Annotated in this window: 23 protein-coding genes; 11 read left to right on the top strand and 12 right to left on the bottom strand. The window is 41.3% G+C overall.

Annotation, left to right across the window (positions count from 1 at the left end; translation table 11 throughout):
- Window positions 1-3: 3 nt before the first annotated feature.
- Genes recA through Q1Q15_RS12690 form a run of 4 tightly spaced genes read right to left on the bottom strand, consistent with a single transcriptional unit; the run spans window position 4 to window position 3,904 of the window.
- Window positions 4-1,056 (bottom strand): recombinase RecA, encoded by a 1,053-nt coding sequence (gene recA / locus Q1Q15_RS12705; RefSeq protein WP_300460396.1) that lies wholly within the window; start codon window positions 1,054-1,056, stop codon window positions 4-6.
- An 11-nt stretch (window positions 1,057-1,067) separates the two neighbouring features.
- Window positions 1,068-1,532: a phosphatidylglycerophosphatase A gene (locus Q1Q15_RS12700; RefSeq protein WP_300460393.1), complete on the bottom strand. Its 465-nt coding sequence runs from the start codon at window positions 1,530-1,532 to the stop codon at window positions 1,068-1,070.
- Window positions 1,529-2,764 carry a nickel pincer cofactor biosynthesis protein LarC gene (gene larC / locus Q1Q15_RS12695; protein WP_300460390.1) on the bottom strand — a complete coding sequence of 412 codons (1,236 nt, stop codon included), beginning with the start codon at window positions 2,762-2,764 and terminating at the stop codon, window positions 1,529-1,531. The genes Q1Q15_RS12700 and larC overlap by 4 nt, the downstream gene beginning before the upstream one ends.
- Window positions 2,765-3,904: a M20/M25/M40 family metallo-hydrolase gene (locus tag Q1Q15_RS12690; RefSeq protein ID WP_300460389.1), complete on the bottom strand. Its 1,140-nt coding sequence runs from the start codon at window positions 3,902-3,904 to the stop codon at window positions 2,765-2,767. It lies immediately after the preceding gene.
- 657 nt (window positions 3,905-4,561) lie between these two features.
- Between Q1Q15_RS12690 and Q1Q15_RS12685 the strand changes: the two genes are divergently transcribed.
- Genes Q1Q15_RS12685 through Q1Q15_RS12675 form a run of 3 tightly spaced genes read left to right on the top strand, consistent with a single transcriptional unit; the run spans window position 4,562 to window position 6,639 of the window.
- On the top strand, window positions 4,562-5,299 hold the full coding sequence (locus tag Q1Q15_RS12685; protein ID WP_363320964.1) for an AAA family ATPase: 738 nt from the start codon (window positions 4,562-4,564) through the stop codon (window positions 5,297-5,299).
- 28 nt (window positions 5,300-5,327) lie between these two features.
- Complete coding sequence (locus Q1Q15_RS12680; RefSeq protein ID WP_300460386.1) at window positions 5,328-5,876, top strand: PadR family transcriptional regulator; 549 nt, start codon at window positions 5,328-5,330, stop codon at window positions 5,874-5,876.
- Complete coding sequence (locus Q1Q15_RS12675; RefSeq protein WP_300460383.1) at window positions 5,857-6,639, top strand: class I SAM-dependent methyltransferase; 783 nt, start codon at window positions 5,857-5,859, stop codon at window positions 6,637-6,639. The genes Q1Q15_RS12680 and Q1Q15_RS12675 overlap by 20 nt, the downstream gene beginning before the upstream one ends.
- A 49-nt stretch (window positions 6,640-6,688) precedes the next feature.
- Here Q1Q15_RS12675 and Q1Q15_RS12670 read toward each other — a convergent pair whose 3' ends face one another.
- Entirely contained in the window at window positions 6,689-7,018 is a 330-nt protein-coding gene (locus Q1Q15_RS12670) for a hypothetical protein (protein ID WP_300460381.1), read from the bottom strand.
- Window positions 7,019-7,646: 628 nt separating this feature from the next.
- Here Q1Q15_RS12670 and Q1Q15_RS12665 point away from each other — a divergent pair.
- Entirely contained in the window at window positions 7,647-9,149 is a 1,503-nt protein-coding gene (locus tag Q1Q15_RS12665; protein ID WP_300460379.1) for a hypothetical protein, read from the top strand.
- 86 nt (window positions 9,150-9,235) lie between these two features.
- On the opposite strand, the gene Q1Q15_RS12660 is transcribed toward Q1Q15_RS12665, so the two are convergent.
- From Q1Q15_RS12660 to Q1Q15_RS12645, 4 genes are all read right to left on the bottom strand, one after another.
- A complete protein-coding gene (locus Q1Q15_RS12660; protein WP_300460377.1) occupies window positions 9,236-9,805 on the bottom strand; it encodes a C-GCAxxG-C-C family protein in 570 nt (189 codons plus the stop codon).
- 20 nt (window positions 9,806-9,825) lie between these two features.
- Window positions 9,826-10,362 (bottom strand): rhodanese-like domain-containing protein, encoded by a 537-nt coding sequence (locus Q1Q15_RS12655; protein WP_300460375.1) that lies wholly within the window; start codon window positions 10,360-10,362, stop codon window positions 9,826-9,828.
- Window positions 10,359-10,802 (bottom strand): MauE/DoxX family redox-associated membrane protein, encoded by a 444-nt coding sequence (locus Q1Q15_RS12650; RefSeq protein WP_300460568.1) that lies wholly within the window; start codon window positions 10,800-10,802, stop codon window positions 10,359-10,361. The genes Q1Q15_RS12655 and Q1Q15_RS12650 overlap by 4 nt, the downstream gene beginning before the upstream one ends.
- 71 nt (window positions 10,803-10,873) lie before the next feature.
- Entirely contained in the window at window positions 10,874-11,275 is a 402-nt protein-coding gene (locus tag Q1Q15_RS12645; RefSeq protein ID WP_300460373.1) for a hypothetical protein, read from the bottom strand.
- Window positions 11,276-11,442: 167 nt separating this feature from the next.
- On the opposite strand from Q1Q15_RS12645, the gene Q1Q15_RS12640 reads away from it, so the two are divergent.
- Window positions 11,443-11,988 carry a hypothetical protein gene (locus Q1Q15_RS12640; protein WP_363320963.1) on the top strand — a complete coding sequence of 182 codons (546 nt, stop codon included), beginning with the start codon at window positions 11,443-11,445 and terminating at the stop codon, window positions 11,986-11,988.
- Between the two features lie 335 nt (window positions 11,989-12,323).
- Complete coding sequence (locus Q1Q15_RS12635; RefSeq protein ID WP_300460371.1) at window positions 12,324-12,668, top strand: hypothetical protein; 345 nt, start codon at window positions 12,324-12,326, stop codon at window positions 12,666-12,668.
- Between the two features lie 229 nt (window positions 12,669-12,897).
- Here the strand turns inward: Q1Q15_RS12635 and Q1Q15_RS12630 are convergent, their stop codons facing one another.
- Together Q1Q15_RS12630 and Q1Q15_RS12625 are read right to left on the bottom strand one after the other, a co-directional pair.
- The gene (locus Q1Q15_RS12630; RefSeq protein WP_300460369.1) at window positions 12,898-14,139 is read right to left on the bottom strand and encodes a TetR family transcriptional regulator; all 1,242 of its coding nucleotides are present in this window, start codon (window positions 14,137-14,139) and stop codon (window positions 12,898-12,900) included.
- Window positions 14,140-14,382: 243 nt separating this feature from the next.
- On the bottom strand, window positions 14,383-15,177 hold the full coding sequence (locus Q1Q15_RS12625) for a DnaJ domain-containing protein (RefSeq protein ID WP_300460366.1): 795 nt from the start codon (window positions 15,175-15,177) through the stop codon (window positions 14,383-14,385).
- A 90-nt stretch (window positions 15,178-15,267) separates the two neighbouring features.
- On the opposite strand from Q1Q15_RS12625, the gene Q1Q15_RS12620 reads away from it, so the two are divergent.
- The 5 genes from Q1Q15_RS12620 (at window position 15,268) to Q1Q15_RS12600 (ending at window position 18,002) form a co-directional block, all read left to right on the top strand.
- Window positions 15,268-15,714, top strand: coding sequence for an Hsp20/alpha crystallin family protein (locus Q1Q15_RS12620; protein ID WP_300460364.1), 447 nt, complete (start codon window positions 15,268-15,270; stop codon window positions 15,712-15,714).
- Between the two features lie 39 nt (window positions 15,715-15,753).
- Window positions 15,754-16,140 carry an Hsp20/alpha crystallin family protein gene (locus tag Q1Q15_RS12615; protein ID WP_300460361.1) on the top strand — a complete coding sequence of 129 codons (387 nt, stop codon included), beginning with the start codon at window positions 15,754-15,756 and terminating at the stop codon, window positions 16,138-16,140.
- A gap of 345 nt (window positions 16,141-16,485) precedes the next feature.
- On the top strand, window positions 16,486-16,926 hold the full coding sequence (locus Q1Q15_RS12610; RefSeq protein WP_300460358.1) for an Hsp20/alpha crystallin family protein: 441 nt from the start codon (window positions 16,486-16,488) through the stop codon (window positions 16,924-16,926).
- 34 nt (window positions 16,927-16,960) lie between these two features.
- A complete protein-coding gene (locus Q1Q15_RS12605; RefSeq protein ID WP_300460355.1) occupies window positions 16,961-17,347 on the top strand; it encodes an Hsp20/alpha crystallin family protein in 387 nt (128 codons plus the stop codon).
- A 367-nt stretch (window positions 17,348-17,714) separates the two neighbouring features.
- Window positions 17,715-18,002, top strand: a complete 288-nt coding sequence (locus Q1Q15_RS12600; RefSeq protein ID WP_300460352.1) for a hypothetical protein — start codon at window positions 17,715-17,717, stop codon at window positions 18,000-18,002.
- A gap of 104 nt (window positions 18,003-18,106) precedes the next feature.
- Here the strand turns inward: Q1Q15_RS12600 and Q1Q15_RS12595 are convergent, their stop codons facing one another.
- Entirely contained in the window at window positions 18,107-18,574 is a 468-nt protein-coding gene (locus tag Q1Q15_RS12595) for a MarR family transcriptional regulator (protein WP_300460349.1), read from the bottom strand.
- Window positions 18,575-18,865 lie beyond the last annotated feature (291 nt).

The raw sequence follows: 18,865 nt of genomic DNA, 5'->3' as shown, positions 1-18,865 counted from the left end.
CTGTTATGCTTTGGCTTTGGCTTTGGTTTTGGTGTCACCGTTCTTATCATTTTTATCCGGTGTTGCAATGCCCAGCTGCTCACGAACCTTTTGTTCAATCTTTTCAAATATGTCCGTGTTGTCCACTAAAAAGAGTTTAACATTCTCCCTTCCCTGGCCAATTCGCTCGCCTTCAAAGGAATACCATGATCCGCTCTTGTCGACAATCTGAAGGTCAACCCCCATATCCAGCAGGTCCCCTGTTTTTGAAATGCCCTCACCATACATGAGATCAAACTCGATATCTTTAAAAGGAGGGGCCAGTTTATTCTTCACCACCTTTACCTTGGTGCGGTTGCCGATAATGTCCTGGCCCTCTTTGATGGGCGCCGCCCTTCGAATTTCAAGCCGCATGGAGGCATAAAACTTCAAAGCATTACCACCGGTGGTGGTTTCGGGATTGCCATAGACCACACCAATTTTCATCCTGATCTGGTTGATAAAAATAAGGGTGGTATTGGTTTTGCCAATGGTGGCGGTGAGCTTTCTTAAGGCCTGGGACATGAGACGGGCCTGAAGCCCCATGTGGGAATCCCCCATGTCCCCCTCAATTTCCGATCGGGGCACAAGGGCAGCCACAGAGTCAACGACCATGATGTCAACACCACCGCTCCTCACCAGCATGTCGGCTATTTCAAGGGCCTGCTCCCCGGTATCGGGTTGAGATACCAGCAGTTCATCACAGTCTACTCCCAGGCGTTTGGCATAGGCCACATCCAGGGCATGCTCAGCATCGATAAACACGGCAATCCCGCCTGTTTTCTGTGCCTGGGCCACCGCATGAAGTGCCAGGGTTGTCTTTCCCGAAGATTCAGGGCCATAGATCTCGATCACCCTGCCCCGGGGATATCCGCCAACCCCAAGCGCTTTATCCAGTGCCAGGGAACCGGTTCGGATGACCGGAACGGCTTCAATTGCCCGGCCCCCCAGTTTCATGATAGATCCTTTGCCAAACTGCCGTTCAATCTGGCTTATTGCCGTATTGACTGCTTTATCTCTTTCCAAATCTTTCTCCATCCCGTTTTCTCCTAAAATAAGCCTGATATATATAGAATTCTTAGTAAAACTGCAGATAACATGCCTGCCATAACATCGTCCAACACCACCCCTGCTCCCCCTGAAAAATTATTTTCAAAATATTTCACAGGTCCGGGTTTCACAATATCAAAAAGCCGGAATATAAAAAAACCGGCTGCCAGCGTAGATATTTGAACGGGAACCATTGACAGGGTCACTACATACCCTGCAATCTCATCTATCACAATACAGCCGGGATCTTTCTCGCCCAAAATTTTTTCAGCCTCATCTGCAATATAAGTGGCAATCAGGATCAAACTGACAATATAAACGCCATGAAATGGCGGTGAAATAATTAAAAACACAAGCCCAAAAGGAATCGCAGCAAGGGTTCCAAATGTGCCGGGTGCAAAAGGTATTTTACCGGAAAAAAAACCAGTGGCAACAAACAATATGAATTTATGAGTCAAGGTCATTGTGCAGTTCTATATTCTGTATCAATCCCTGTCAAGGAGATTGGGTCAAGGAGATTGGCATCACATGAAATTTGCTGATACACATCTTTTAATGGCATTTTTTTTTCCTTTGCCACTTTTTTTGCCACCTCATACTCCGGAACAAAGCGGATACTATTGTCCGGATTGGTTATTTTTTTCACCTGCAGTTTTCCAAATACCGTTTCAACCTCAACCGTTTCCCTTAAAAGAAAGGCCCGCTCACATTCATGATATCTTACCCCGATGGACGGGGTCTGGGTGAGGATAATATGGACTATCTTGTCCACATCCGCTTTTTGACACATCACTTCGATCTGGAGTCCGGGCCTGTTTTTCTTCATCTGAACCGGACTATAACAAACATCCAATGCCTTATGTTCAAACAAGATTTCCATCAAGAACCCTGACACCTCCGGGTTCATGTCATCCACATTTGTTTTTACCACACAAATGGTTTCTTTTTGAACGGCAATGCCATGCTTTTTTTGATTTTTTGTCGCCTCCCCCAGTACGATGCGCAGTAAATTGGGCAGGTTTGAACCGGTCTCTCTTTTACCGGAACCATACCCCACCTGTTTCAGGATCATTTCCGGCATGTTCCCGAAGGATGTGGCAAGCGTGGCAATAATGGCGGCCCCGGTCGGCGTAACAATCTCTGTCGTTGCATCAGACGATATTACCGGAATCCCTTTTAAAATGGCCATCGTTGCCGGAACCGGAACCGGTATGGTTCCGTGGGCACATGAAACAACCCCTGATCCCAAAGGAATACAGGAGGCATACGTCTCATGTATACCCAGATACCCCACACACAGAAAAGAACCGATAATATCCACAAGGGAATCAATCCCACCGATTTCATGGAAATGAATTGTTTCAATGTCTTTGCCATGAATGATCGACTCTGCTTCTGCTATCTTTTTAAAGGCGGAAAGGCTGTTTACCTTGACCTTTTCAGGTAGGGAACTGTTTTCAATCAAGGTTTTAATCTCTTTGTAATTCCTTGATACTGGGTCTTCTTCAACACCATCAACCACAACGTCTGTTGCTTTCAGATGGTGTTGATACACCTGGCTTGTCTTTAATCGAAAACCGGTTAAAACACGGGACAATTCTCCCCTTAACCAGTCCGCCGGTACACCCAGATCCATCAGCGCCCCAAGGGTCATATCCCCGCTGATACCGGAAAACATGTCAAAATACGCAATCACTTAGGACAGGTCTCCTGCGGCATGGACCTTTAAAATTTCTAATACCAGCCTTGCTGAATTTTCCATATCCTTGATATCAATGGATTCATTCAAGGTGTGGACGTCGGTCATACCGGTTCCCAGAACACCGGCAACAATCCCCCTGCTAAAAAAAATATTTGCATCTGCCCCACCACCAATGGTCCTGCTTGCCAGAGTGATACCGATATTCTCTGCCGCTTTCCTGGCAAGTTGAATGGCCTTGTGGTCTTCGGGAATATCTGTAGGGGGAAAATCATTTTCAACAAGGGCCTCTATCCTGGGAAGATCTGAATCGTTTCTGATCCTATCGGCCGCAGTATAAAATGCGGTCACAATACTGTCTGTCACCTGTTTTAATTTTTGTACATCATGGCTTCGGGCTTCCCCATGAATTTCAACAAGCGCTGGGACAATATTGGTGGCAACCCCCCCCATTATAATGCCAAGGTTACAGGTGGTCTCTTCATCAATGCGACCCAACTGAAGTCCTGAAATGGCTTTTGAGGCAACCGCAATCGCATTTATCCCATTTTCCGGTTCTGCTCCGGCATGGGCGGCCTTGCCATGAATTTTAATGTTAATCTTGTTGGCCGCCGGCGCCTTTGTGACAATCCCTTCGGTATCGGTTGAATCCAGTATGTACCCGAATTTTGAATCCATTAAAGCGTAATCAAAATTTTTTGCCCCTAACAGGCCGATTTCTTCACAAACCGTAAAAACAATTTCAACAGGTGAATGATCAATATTGTTTTCCAGGATTACGTCCATGACCTCCAGAATAATGGCAATGGCGGATTTGTCATCTGCCCCTAAAATGGTGGTGCCGTCGCTTTTAAAAATCCCCTCCTCATACCGGACTTTTATTCCTTTTCCAGGACCAACCGTATCCATGTGACCGGATAAAAAGATAGGGTCTGCATCAACCGTCCCTTTAAATTTGGCCACAAGGTTTGAGCAATTGCCCTCCACCGCTTCTTTTGCAGTGTCATAACAGACCGTTGCACCCATTGTGGTCAGTATTTTTTCAAGTTCCAGCGCAACCGCTCTCTCCTGGCGGGAAAGAGAATCAATTTCAACAAGGGCTTTAAATCTTTGAGCCAGTCTCTGTGAATTTATCATTATCCTTTTCCTTCACTTGCTTAATCGCGCAGTTATAAACAGCAACTTCACAAACCCAGAAAATGATATACTAAATTTCCCTTATTATTTCTATATTTAATTCTTCCGATACCATGCCATCGGATGGACAAACCGCTCCCGGATCAAGTCCTTATCCGGGTTTGCTTTTTAACTTCCGAATATTAATATATCCACGAATCTTTTTCATCCAGCATGTTACGTATTTTTTGAGCAAGATCCTTCATCAATATTTTTTATATTCAATCTTTTTCAAAGGATATGTTAAATCTGTTTTTTTTATGTTTATTTTTTCTAAAATGTCTCTGTATTTACAACGCTTCATCCCCGTTTTTAGGGTGTATCCTTTGGGGGAAAGATTTAGGTGCAATTTAACCGGAAATCGGCAATAATGACACGCATTTTTTGTACACTCCTTTCTGAAAATTTTATAAAATTCCAAAGGACTTAAAATAAAACAAATGACTTTCCCTTTGTCCGAGGAGGCATACTGCATAGTGTTTTAAATAAATTTTATTGACATAGTAGTATGATACATACTACTATTTTTTTTGATTGGCTGCTGCAACCATCAGGCCGATTTGATTTAACCGGAAAATAGAAATATAAAGGAGAATCAAATTGATTTATTTGAAACAGGTGAATATCCATCAAGAAAAATTTCCTGTGTTTGATTATTACCCGTTTGACCTGAAAATATTTCAGAATACGGATAAAATTCAGTTTGACACGCCCATTACACTTTTCTGCGGTGAGAATGGAACAGGAAAATCCACTTTGCTCAAAGCTATTGCTATTAGATGCGGTATCCATATCTGGCAGGATGATACTGGGTTGAGACACGAACCCAACCCTTATGAAGAGGATTTATATAAAACCATTACCGTTCAGTGGGCAGACGACCCGGTACCGGGTTCTTTTTTTGGATCCCAAATTTTTTCACATTTTTCAAAAATCCTTGAAGAATGGGCGGTTAATGATGTCAAAATGCTAAATTATTTTGGAGGGAAATCACTGGTTACCCAATCTCATGGCCAATCCCTTATGTCTTATTTCCAATCTCGATACAGCATCAAAGGAATCTACTTTTTGGATGAACCGGAAACTGCTTTGTCTCCATCGTCTTTAATAGAACTTTTAAATCTATTAATTAAAATAAGCCATCAGGGTCATGCCCAGTTCATTATTGTGACCCATTCTCCATTGTTGCTGGCGTGTCCGAGTTCTCGTATCTACAATTTTGATAATCCGGTAATTGAACCAATAAACTATGAAGACACTGAGTATTACAAAATCTATAAAACATTTATGAACCGTCCGGATCAATTTATTAAGAACCCTGGATTACCATCTCAAAAATCCAGTCATTGTGCATAATTTAAACCTATGATCAAAAGGAGTCTGTATGTCTGCTGTCAATCTGGTCATCCTTGGGATATTGAAAAAGCAAAGCATGAATGCATATGAAATGAATAAGCACATTGCGTATATCCGGCTCAAAAACTGGATGAAAATCGGAGCTCCGACGGTCTATCAAAATTTGAAGAAGTTGGCTGAAAAAGGCTATCTTTCTACCGGAAAAGCTAAAACCGGCAACATGCCTGAAAAAGTGATATACACCATTACGGCTTCCGGCAATGAATACTTTGATGAACTGATGGGCAGGTTTTCCAAAACGCCAAGTCCGATTTATTTTGATTTTAATGCATTTTTGATCAACCTGGATTTGGTTGACAAAGACAGGGGTATTGCCATGCTCAAAAACCTGAAGCAATACTTCCAAAGCAGTTATGCCAATCTGAAAAAAGATCAGGAAGTCATCAAAGATCCCCCGATGGGAGGAAAGGCCATAATGGAACAATATGACCAGTTGTTCACCACCATGATCAACTGGTCGGATGGCTTGATTGAGGAGTATGAAAAGGACGCTTCTAATGAAACAGAACAATTCTAAAAAGGTCGTTCGTCTCCAGTTTGACCGGCAGGCTGAAAAATTCAGCAGATGGTCAGTAACAAAAAATGAGGACTATGCGGGTTACTATTATGATTTCTGCAGAATGATGCATGAAGACAGGCTCCTGGATGTCTCATGCGGCAGTGGCGAATTCTGCCTTTTTTGTGCACAAAATATCACTCATGCAACCGGTGTTGATTTGTCTGATAAAATGATTGCCCTGGCAAAGCAGCAGTCTCAGGCATTCGGGATCACAAACACCACCTTTCGATGTGGCGACGCAGTAAGTCTGCCAGATGAATCCGGGATATTTTCTATTGTGATATCAAAATCTGCGTTTCATCATTATTCGGAGCATGATTCAATCTTCAAGGAGATGAAGCGGTGTTGCCGTCAACAGGGAAGGATCTCAATCCAGGATATCGTTGCCTATGATGACAAGTATGTTAACGATTTTTTTGAATCTTTTGAACAGCTGGTGGATGCCGCTCACATGGTCACATGCTCCAGAGACTTTATTCTTGACCTGTATCAACAACATGATGTTGAAATTTTATCCACTATGGAGGTTGCGATTGATTTGAACCTGAACGATTATCTAAACCATGCGGTTCGTAGTGATAAAGATACCGTCCGTCTCATACAGCGAATAGAAACAGGGCTAAAGGACGATATAATCAAAAATTACTTTCATTATAAAAAAAATGATCTTTTTTTTAAAAGAAACGTTTTTCTTGTCCTGGGACAAAAAAAAATCTTTTAAAATACCCCCTTGACTTCATTTTCCAGTGGTCATTTTCAAATTGAATTCATCAGCATTCTATGATGATATGATCTTTTCTAATGAAAATATTTTCATTGTAAGTCCCGGATGCCACTTTAATGGTGTCACCTTCAACTGCTGCATCAATGGCTTCCTGTATAGTGGCAAAGTTGTCTGGAACATCAATTATACCTGTGGACAGTATCGTTCTTGCACCCGAAGTAACTTGTAAAGCATAAACTGCCTCGGATAACTGTATACTGCTATCTTTGTCAACATCTCCAAGGGTAAATGCATGGGCTGTGCCATAGATCAAAATGCACAAGACTGAGAAAAAAAACAAATTCAGCAAATACCTTTGCACTATTTGGGTCGCCATAATTAATAATTCCTTAATAATAAATTTTTGGTTATGGATCTTGAAGCCCTGATTCCATAGAAGATTGATAGAAATATGGGGATAGTCCCTCCCTCTAATTGGTATTCAATTTTTGCCCGTTAAAAACGGTGTAATTAAATTAGCGTTTACTGTGATCATTTTTGTCTCAGAAAAAGAAACAAGAAATTCGTACCCTGTTTCTAAACAAGTTAGAATGATCATGTTTTATCAATCGGTTAGGATTGCTTAGCAAGTTAAATTTGGTCCGTCAATAGTTAAAAATCCCTATTTTTAAATAAAAAAATCCTACCCCTGACTATCCTGATACCGAAGACAAAAAAGTCTTTTTCCCGCCTCCAGGATCAGCTAAGCCTTCGATACGGGCAGCGATATTGACCCCTTCACCTTACAGGCTGTAACCGTTCTGCACTGCATCGCCGATATTAACCCCAATACGAAACTTCAGCTGTTTATCATACGGTAAGTCTGCGTTCCTTTCAGATAAAGGATTCAAATCCTTGACTTCCAACAGTATTGTTCTTATAAAGCTGACATGTCTTCATTACGATACAACCGTTAACGGCACTTTAGATTCTATCCGGGCTATCGATTAAGGGGAATAAATAATTTGAAAAATCAAACGCTGTCTGCCATCGCTATTTTATTATTAATGACCAGTATATGTGGTGCCGAGCTCAACGAACCTGATAATAGTTTCGGCACTAAAGGCATCGCGGAAGCCATCTGGACCCCAACCAAATCACTTAATAACGGCAAAATTGTCCTGCAAAATGATGGCAAAATCGTTCAGGTTGGTAGTAATAGATCTGGTTCCACTACTTATGGAAGTGACATCATTATTGCTCGCTATACCAGTTCCGGTGTTTTAGATACCAGTTTTGATGGTGATGGTAAGGTAACCACTGATTTTTTTTCTTCGGAACCACAGTACTCGGATGAAACCGCCGGGGCCATAGCAATCCAGACAGATGGGAAAATTATTGTGGGCGGCACAACACGAACCGACCCCAATGTTAGAGATAACAGCGGTTTTGATTGGACTTGGTGGAACTGTGCTTTAGTTCGCTACAACAAGGATGGTTCTTTAGATACAAGCTTTAGCACAGATGGCAAGGTCGAGATAAACGCCAACATAGGGTCAGCTGATGGTATTTTTGATATCGTCTTGCAGCCGGATGGTAAAATTATTGCTGCTGGATATTATATGGTAGGATATAACAATCGATTTCTTATCATGCGTTTTAATGTTGATGGTCGTCTGGATACTACATTTGGCAACAGCGGATATGTGCGTGAACATTTCACAGAGAACACATTAGAAACTGCAAGTGCCGTTGCTATCCAGGATGATGGAAATATTGTTGTTGCCGGCTATGGACAGGGGGCTGATGGCAGGCATAAAATCAGTATCCTTCGACTTACATCGAGTGGAGCACTGGATACCACTTTCAGTAATGACGGTAAGTTGGTTATGCTTTCAGGCCACCACAGTCGAGGAAGTGATGTAGTCATTGATGCTAATGGTAAAATTATAGTTGGGGGTTGGACATCCGGCGTTTCAACAAGCCCTAACGATAGAGAATTTCTTTTGATTCGTTTCAATAGTAACGGTTCTCTGGACACAACATTTGATATTGATGGTTGTGTTTCAACTGTTTTTGCAGGTCTAACATCAAGTGTAAGCGGAATTGCGCTGCAAATAGACGGAAAAATTATTGCTTACGGTAGTGGACGCTCTTCTGATTACAACTACGATTTAGAAATTGCCCGCTACAATACTGACGGTTCTCTGGATACAACATTTGATTCAGGGGATGGCAAGATAACAGCAAATCTTAGTCAATATGACTACAGCGCGAATGTGGTATTGCAGCGGGATAATAAAATCCTGGTAAGTGCGGGTAGGCAATCAGATGATAATTCATATGCCATGTTGGCTGTCCTTCGATATGGATCAATGGATATTTCCGATGCTATTTATGCTCTTAAGGTTGTCGTTGGGATCACACCGGAAAAATTGGGTACCGCCACCGACATCAATAATGATCGCAAAATTGGTCTGATAGAAGGCATTTATCTTTTACAAACTATTGAGGAACAATTGGAATAATATGTCATCCTCTCTCAAAAAAAGGAGAGCAAATTAAGCTATCATAGGATCAGGTCCTGGCTATATTGGGACCACCTGAAAAGGATTTAAAATATTCGCTTGAAAAGTTTTACCGCAAGGCCGCTTAACTGGCAGTGATGACGGGGGCGGGGCCGAGAGCAGGCAACCGGAATCAGATCCGGCCGTTTTTCCAGGATTAATCTTACGGCCATTTCCGCAGCCTCTGCCGTGAGATTTGCGCATTGTTTGAAATGGGCCTTCTTATCATGTTTTACCTTTTTTGAAAGCACCCGGCAGCAAGTAGCTCCATTAACCGCCTTAAACGTGTTGTGCAGGATCATGCCACTCTCTCTCATTTCTTTACGGTGTGTATAAGGCCGGTTTTTACCCATGAGCAGACCTGTAGCCAGCACTGCTCCACTCAGGGCTCCGCATAGACACCCGCTGTCCCCCATAGCCACACAGAAGGGTGCACCCATGGTAACAGCCTGATCTTCAGTCAGACCGCCGTCCAACCCCTGGTTAAGAGCGACCAGAACAGCTTCCGTACAGAGAAATTGCCGGGTTTCATACAGATTTCTGGCATGATCTTTCAACCGGATGACCAGATTTTCGGTTTCCGAATCGGTTTTATTTTTAAACTCAGGATAAAACATCAATTTTCCTAACGTCTGCCCTATTGCGTTTTCTCAATACGGTATTCTGCGCCCTTCCATGCAAAAATGCCACCTGTGTACCGGTAGATATTTTTATATCCCATTTTTTTCACCCAGGTCGCCCCATTGTGACTCCGGGTGCATTTTACAAATCTGCAATACACCACAATGGTTTTATTTTTATCCGGCCCCAGCAGTTTTTCAAACTCTGCCTGGGATTTACCATCGGTTTCCCTGGTATCCCATTCGTTCATATCCGGAATGGGAAAAAGAAACTGGACAGCACCGGGGACATGATTTTTCTTATAACTGGCTTCATAGGGCATGGTATCCACAATAACCATATCTTTGCCTTGATCTATCCAAGCTTTCAGTTCATCCGTCTTAACCACGTCATAACCACCGCGCTGAACCTCATGTACCAGCTTGACCGCTGCATTTTCCTTTTCCAATTCCTTTTTAAATTTGTTGTCCAGGAATGCAAATGCTGGTGACACAAATCCCATGATCAGAGTTCCAACCAGTGCGAGCTTCAGTATCCAAATAATTTTTTTCATGTCATGTTCTCCTTTTTAACCACTCTGTATATGCTAAAATAATAGGTAAATGTTTTGGGGGAAATCCCCCGAAATTTTCGCCAGCCAAAGGTAAAGCAGATACCGGCCAGCATGATCAGATCCCTGTTAAATGCGGTCCTCAATCCGTGAAAAGCTTTAACCTCTGGGTCTTCTGGACCGAAACAGCCGCAGTCCACGTCCAGCCCCATATGAATGCCGTATCCCAGTATGAGCAAAAACAGGACTACCAGCCCCAGGATTATTGTCAGACTGCCCTTGATATCGAACAGAATACCAATCCCTGCAGCTACCTCCAGAGTCGGTAAAAAAACAGCAACCGGCATAAGCATGATATCCGGGACAATGCCGTAAGCATCGATGAGAACAGCAAATACCGTTGGGGTGAACAATTTGGTGAGGCCGGCATAAATAAATACAATACCCAGAGTCCATCAGCACATGCCATATACTAAATCTACATCAAATTCATGAATTGATTTATTTCCATCGTTCATAATTCTTCCTTGGTGTTATTTTCCAATAGTTTGATTGGCTTTCCAAAATTTTTTTCGTATTGATTCAATTCTTCCCTGCTGACCCATTTTTCCTTTGTTTCCTTGCTAATCGAAGATCTTTGGCCATCTTCTTTTACAAAGCATTCTCCCAGGACATATTGACACCCATCATCAGTTTCAAATGCTTTCCAATCATTGCCGAAGGTCAAAATATTAGAAATGGCCTTTTTGTGGTAGGAACCATCATCCAAACAAACAAAAACCGTTCTACAAACCACAACATCTTCTGGCTGAACTTGTCGAAAGAAAAAGTCATAGCGGCTCTTAACCATTCTTTGGCCAATGAATATACCAATTAGACCACTTAAAAGAAGAAGAAAACTTATTATTGCAGGCATTGTCGCCTCCTATTTTTTACAGATTTCAACAGCATAAAGCTTTGTTTTAAGACATCCCGAACATTCAAACTTTACAGGGATCATACCACATTCTGAATCGGTTATCCCAAATAATGTTCAACCGTAAACCACATATCCTCATCCAAGTCGTCTTTACCAGATAGCCACTGAAAATAATCTTTCAAACACGTTTTCAAGCACTAAAATATCACCAAGAGCATCGTGCGGTGATAAGACCACCAGGACATCATGCCTCTTCAGAATCTTGCTGGGGCTTTTGTCATTTCAACAATATGGCAATAAGCCTGCTGAAGCTATATTCAGAAAAGAAGATTAAAAAAGCATTTATCCTTGATTTTGACCTTCATACCGGAGACGGGAATATCAACATTTTACAAGATCAAAATGATGAAATCACTGTTTCAATACTCAATCCGGAGTCAACAGAAAGAGGGCGCTATATCCAGGAAGTTGAAGGTTATATGAAAACCCTTACCGATGTTGACATCTTTGCAGCATCCGCAGGCTTTGATCAGGGCATCAATGATTGGGGGCACCTTCTTTATCCCGAAGATTACACTGAACTTGGACGGCTGATGAAGAAATACTCACAGAAAATATGCAGTGGAAGAAGATATGCGATTCTTGAAGGAGGCTATAATCACCAGGCAATCGGTTCAAACGTCGATTCCTTCTGCCGTGGGTTTGCATAATGTCGGTATTCGCTCTTCTTGTGGGTATTGCTGGTAGTGTATTCTCATGATATCTTTCAAATTTCTAATTTTTGAAATATTTTCACAAAGAGAATATCCATCAAATCCACCCCCTGTTTTGTATGCACCACGCCATTTGGGGTGTATATCTATATCCCTTGCTTGGTATGACGTTTCCATTTTCGCATATCCACAACTGTCGAACATGAGTTTAAGTGAAGAACTCCTTCAAAATCAGTTAAACCTTTTGTTTGATTTCCCGGGAGAGGATCACTTTCTCCTTGTATATGGATTTCATATTCACTATAGGTTATCGAATAAAGAGGAGATTTAAAATGGAAATTGTTTATGTCAATAAAAAGAATCAGTGTCGAATGATAACCTTTGATGAAGCTGAAAATAGGTTCTGGGTAAAGCCAAACCTCAGAGAAAGACTCATTGAAAAAAGAATGGTTGGTTTTAATTTAAACCAGCTTGAATCAATGAAAGAAATACCGACTATTGCTGAAAAAATTTCTCCAGTTCTTCCCCTGGTTTATCTATTAATGATTTTTAAAGATAAAAGGCAAGTAGCTGTCGGGGTAAATGAAAAGGGTCTATATGCCATTACGGCTGCGTTAAAAATAGCCGAACAAAGAAACGACGATGTTTCAAATTCTTTGGTTTACACATCTTTATAAAAGGTGGGATGCCATGGGTAGACTTTCCCTGTTTGAAAGCCTGTTGAGGTTAATTTGCTTGTGATATGATTTTCCTCCCCATTAGTGATTTAAAAATATAAAAAGCTTGACATGAAAAAATAACGCTGTCCCTTTTTTCCCGGCCCTGGCTGAGTTATCCCCCTTATGTCAAATTGTTCCTGGCTGAACCTTTGATATCATTTATGCGTAAAAAAAGCTGATTTAAATTTTATTTATATATGGAATCCAGTTCCGTTACGATAGAGCCGTCCACTACAACGCATCGGCAGAGCATCGCCACCGCTTCCTCTATCCCCTGCAGCATATCAATGGGTTTTTCTTTTTCTACTATGGTCCATTGTATGGCAAGATAGGTGAAAGCGCCAAGCACCAGACTCCTAAACAAGCGGGGAACGATGGACTCTTTGAAAAGGCCTTGTTCCTGACCCTCTTCCAAGATGCTTTCTAAAATTGACATATAGTCAATATAATCTTTATAAAGAGGCGATTTGTAAAATTTTTTATTGAGTTTGATGTCCAGCAGAAAAACCTTTGCAAAATCCCTGTCCTCCATAAAGATCGTGAAAAGCAATCGAATGAACCGGCGCAATTTTTTAATCGGATGTTGAATATTGAAGAGCGCCCCGCCACTGTTTTTCAAACGCCTGAGCTGTTTTTTTGGAATGGAGAAAAGTATGTCTTCTTTATTTTTAAAATAGAGATAGAGCGTCCCCTCGCCAACATTGGCTTCATTGGCAATTTCATTCATTGTCGATGCATTGTATCCCTTTTTGGCAAACACACGCACTGCCGCTTTGAGTATCCGTTTATCTTTGTTGCCAGTAGTGTTGTGCAATTGAACAGCGTCCCCGGGAATAATGGCAAACACTAAATTCATGATGCCGGGCCAATCCGGCAGGGTGGCTTCAATCTCCCTGGAAGCAAAACAGCTCAGAGAGACTTCATCTAATAACCCAAAAATTAAATTCAGGGTGAGGCTCACGTTAGTGTCCGGGCTGAATAAATGTTCATCAATCCCCTGCTGAATAATCTGGCCCATGCGGTTGTTATATTTCTTGAGTGTTGCATATCCTTCATGCGTATAAAAATTTTTATTGGAGCGGCATTCAATCAACAGGTTTGTCAAAATTTGTGAATCACTGGGATCCAGATCAATGGCGTAAAGATGATGCCATATCATCTTCCCTAATTTTGAAACAGGATCAATTATCCCTTCCATGTGAAGTCTAAGGTCTTTTTCAAAATCTGTAAATTTGTCCGCCAACGCATAAAACAACAAATCTTCCTTGTTTTTGAAATAATGATAAATAATTGAATCCGTTACCCCTGCCCTGCTGGCGATTTTCGATATGCTGGAATCTGTTGAGCCTTTTTGCGAAAAGGCTTTTTGAGCGGCTTTTAGAATTTGTTTTCGCGGATCGGTTCCCAATCCGTTTTTCCTTGCATTCATATTCACCTTAATATGTTTAACCTTGTCACTGTAACTTCCGGCCTGGGCGGTTTACGCGCTCAAAGGGCGTGGGAAAACCCCAGGCCAGAAGCCGAAGATTTTTCATGCTGCTTACTTCAGCTCCTGTTTATTATAATATATTTCATTCGGTGTCCAGTTTTCCAGGGATTGATTAAATTTGTAATTCAGGCTTTTTACATATTTCTGCAGCTCAAGGTTGCCTTTGAGAGCTCAAGAAACTTATCAAATGTCATAAAAGACACGAAAATGCACCGTCAGATACAACTTTTTAATACCATAGTGATGTAATGGTAATCGAACCAAATGATTATCTGTTATGCCAGACGGATAGCTGATCATTACTGGGTATTCTCCAGAAAGGATACCTTCACCATTGCAGCGCCAGCATTCGTAACCGCCTACCCAACCCCTGCCTGAACAGGATGGACATGTCAGCTCTGCAGGCAGGGCTACTTTAACCTGTCCACCGCGAAACGCCTGTTCCGGGGTTAATATTATTACAACATTGAGATTTTCTAGTCGCTGGCTCTTAGGTCTTGACCTCTGGTTAAAATTGCTGAATCTTTTGTTGAATAATTCGTCAAATGACGGTCTGTATGAATGAAAAGACCTTGCAAGATTTGCCGTTCCCAGGTCTATCGGAATTTCTTGTTCTGGAATTAACAGTTCAACATGCTTCCTTGGGTTATGCCTTATGCTTTCCCCATAATGGGGTGCCACCTTTTTTTGATTCAGAACGGCTAAGTCATGGGTCTGTCTTTTAATCGGATCTGACAGAATAGAATAGGCCTCCTGGATGGCAAGAAACGGAGAATGATTTTCCCCGTAGTGATCTGGATGATACTCTTTTGCAAGCCTTCGGTAAGCGTCTTTGATATCATCCAGTGTTGCCTCTGAAGTAATCCCTAAAATAAGGTAATAGTTTTTTGGCATAATATCATAAAAGGAAAAATAATCTATACATATTACTTTTTCGATAAAAATGTAATTAATAATGAAAATTTTATTGACATCCAATTTTTTGTGTTTATTTTAGCGTCAAATTCAAAATGAGGCCGAATTTAAAGCTAAGCCTCACAAAACAATAACAGAAAAGGAGACGGAACTATGTTTACAGGAATCAGTGAAATCGACAGAATGTTCGGGGCCATGGATCTGCTCCGAAACAGAATGGACAGACTCTTCAATGATTTTGACGGGTCCTCTCTCTATGCTCCTGCTTTCACGCTGACGTCCAATTCACCCAGAACCAACTTTCTGGAAAATGGTGACAACTTTGAAGTACAGGCTGAAGTGCCTGGAATCTCAAAACATGACCTGAATATCAAAATCCAGGGCAACTACCTGGAAATCAGTGGCAAACGAATCGTGGATACCCCTGATGGCTACAAAATCCATAGGAATGAAAGAGGCGGCAGTACATTTTCACGCAGCTTCACTCTGCCCGCTGACGTAGATGCGGAAAAGGTTGAAGCAATGATGAAAGACGGCATCCTGTATCTTAAACTGCCGAAATCAGAAACTGCCAAGCCCAAACAGATCACTATCAATTAATCGATGAAGTAAGAGTATAAAATTGATTAGGAGGTTATCATGAGCGACAGAAAAGACATTGCCAAAAAAGAAGAAAAATCTATCGAGAAAACCAGAGAGTTGAGATCAGCAATACCCACTGTTGATATCTACGAAAATGATAATGAAATCCTGCTGCATGCAGACATGCCAGGTGTTAATAAAAAGGATATCTCTGTGAATATCGACAATGGAACGCTTTCCCTTTCTGGTGTTCGGCGGTTTGACAATAAAGGGGTTTCCAAATGGGAGGAGTTTTCGGATGTTGAATATGTCAGAAGCTTTTCTGTTCCCCAGAGTATTGATGTCGAACGGGTGGAAGCTGAACTCAAAGACGGTGTACTCAAACTGCACCTTCCCAAATCTGAAGTGGCCAAACCCAAGATGATCGAGATAAAAGCGGTATAGGATTTCCGGTCAGGACACCATCTCTAATCGCAAGGTGGTTGCGGGAATAATAATCAGTCTCATGGCAGCCACCTTAAGCAAAAAAAAGGAGATGACAAATGGAAAGCAAAATGGAAAGCAGTCTATTATTCATTACTGAAAAAAAATTTAAAAAAAAATAATAAAACTGTATTGACATGGAAAAAAGCGGAATTAATTTAGGCTCAAATACAGATGAATTTGTGGGAGCAAAGGCCTTACAGGTAGAATAGACGACACCTTAACCCTTTCATGAAAACGTCGATTCTAATTTCCTTAAAAGGTTCCTGCAACAATTCACAACACCCTATCACAGGAGGAAGACGTATGTTTACAAGAATCAGTGACATAGACAGATTGTTCGGGACCATGAATTTTCTCCAAAAAAAGCTGGACAATCTCTACAGTGATTATGGAAGATCATCCGGTTACAGGTGGGAATTAGAACAAACCTTTCCCCGAACGAACCTCTATGAAAACGGCGATAGTTTTGAAATCAGGGCTGAAGTGCCCAGACTTGAAAAGAAGGATCTTAATGTAAAGATTCAAGGGAACTATCTTGAAATCAGCGGCACCAGAGAATCGGATGCCCCCGAAGGGTATAAGACCCACAAAACAGAGCGAGGGATTGGCTCTTTTTCTCGAAGCTTTACCCTGCCTGCAGATGTGGACTCCACAAAAGTTGAGGCCACATTGAAAGACGGTGTGCTTTATCTCATTCTTCCCAAGCATGAGGTGGCAAAACCCAAGAAAATCAGCATCAGTTAAACTTCAAGATAACTTCAGAAAAAGGAGGTTTACCATGGACAAGGCCCAGGAAATCGCAAAACAAGACGAAAAAAGCATTGAGAAAACACGTGGGGTATACGAAGCAACACCCGCCGTTGATATTTATGAAAATGAAGACGAAATACTACTCCAGGCAGACATGCCGGGAGTTGTAAAAAAAGATATCTCAGTTGATATTGATAACGGCACATTATCGATATCCGGTGTCAGGAAACTTGAGACAGAAGGGGCAGCAACATATGAAGAGTTTACGAATGTTGAATATGTCAGGAGCTTCTCTGTTCCCCAGGCCATTGATGTTGAAAAAGTTGAAGCAGAGCTTAAAAACGGTGTGTTAAGATTGCATCTGCCCAAGTCCGAAGCAGCCAAACCCAGACAGATTGAGATAAAAACCGCGTAATAAACTCTGTCGATGATTTTAGGGAAGCGGATAAAAAACCGCCTAATGAAGATACGTTTTTACTTGCTTACCGAAATGGGAGAACCTATTATTTGGCTCTTAAAAAAATAAGACATCATAGAACTCCGCTTAAAACCAATCACGGTGAAGCGGAGTTCTGCTCTTTCTGATTGTAAGGTTACTGGAAGAAAATATATCCACAAATTTTCGAGGGTAAGCATTTCATGTTTGGCGAGGCTATAATTATAACGCTGACCGCCACAGAATTACAATTTATTATTTGATCCGGAAAAATATAAATCGATAGACAACCCCACAAGTATAGTCTATGGTCAACATGGCAAGTTAAATAAAAAAAGAGGTGACCATGTCTGACCAGAATGAAAATCATATAAATAACCTAACTGATATCGGAAGGTTAACTCCGGAAATCAAATCCTTTTTAAATGAGACGAGAAACAAATTAAAAGGCCATGAACGGCGACAATTTATGGCACGTGTCGTTTCCATTTTAGGATATGGCGGGCAAATTAAGGCTGAACGAGAACTGGGATGGGATCGGAAAACAATCATTAAAGGCACTAAAGAGCTTAAAAGTGACATTATATGCTTTGATAATTTTTCCGATCATAGATTTAGCAAAAAGAGATTTTAGTCCTTTCCAATCAAATCAGACATGGGGTAGTGGCTTGGCGGATCCCTCAACCAGTCTTAAGGTCTGTGACAATTTGAATATCGGTATAATAAAATAAAACCTTATCATTTCACTTTGTCACTTATCAGTTTAAGCCTCGTCAACATCTCTTCTTTTTCATAACCAGAAACAGTGCTCATGTATTTTTTTATACACGCCTCTTTTTCCTGGTATATATTTTTTAACGTGTTCTTTCCTTTGGTAGTGAGTTCCAGGAATTTTCTACGGTCATCATTGGTATCGATCCGCTTGATAATAAATCCATTTTTTTCCAGCCTTTTAGCAACCCCTGTCAGGTTGGCACCTGAGACTAACATTATCCTGCTGACAACTGTTAGTGTATTCTCCATGTTTGGTGAAGAATCCAATATTCTTAAAAGATTATATTGAGCAAATGTTAAACCATAGTTTTTAAATATACTACCCATCATCTTTTTGAGACGTTCTGAAGTCCTGACAATAGACAACATCAATTTCTCGTCAACCTCCAAGTCACTTTTATAGCCACCCCAATCTAGTTTCTTGTTTACCATGTGGGAAACCTTTGATAAAAATAGTTAATATATAAATTTAGAATATTCCATTTATTGTAAATCAATTCAAATTCCTTATTCAACCCGATTGTTCATGCCTGATAAAATGGCAGGATTTGGTGTGTTAGATGCTCGATTCAACGAGGTTCAATCTCACGCCTGTCTACTTTCCACCAAAAGACGCATCCGAGATCTCGACGGCCGCACCGCAGGTGTCAAGAATGGTGGCCACCGTGCCGGAAGTTACCGGCAGTACGGTGCGGATGAAATGTTCAGCCGTTTTGAGCTGCC

It is taken from the genome of Desulfobacula sp. (assembly GCF_030145145.1).
In the GTDB taxonomy this organism is placed as follows: Bacteria; Desulfobacterota; Desulfobacteria; order Desulfobacterales; family Desulfobacteraceae; genus Desulfobacula.
Note: the sequence above shows the minus strand (reverse complement) of the source record. Positions and strands in the feature narration are given on the sequence as shown.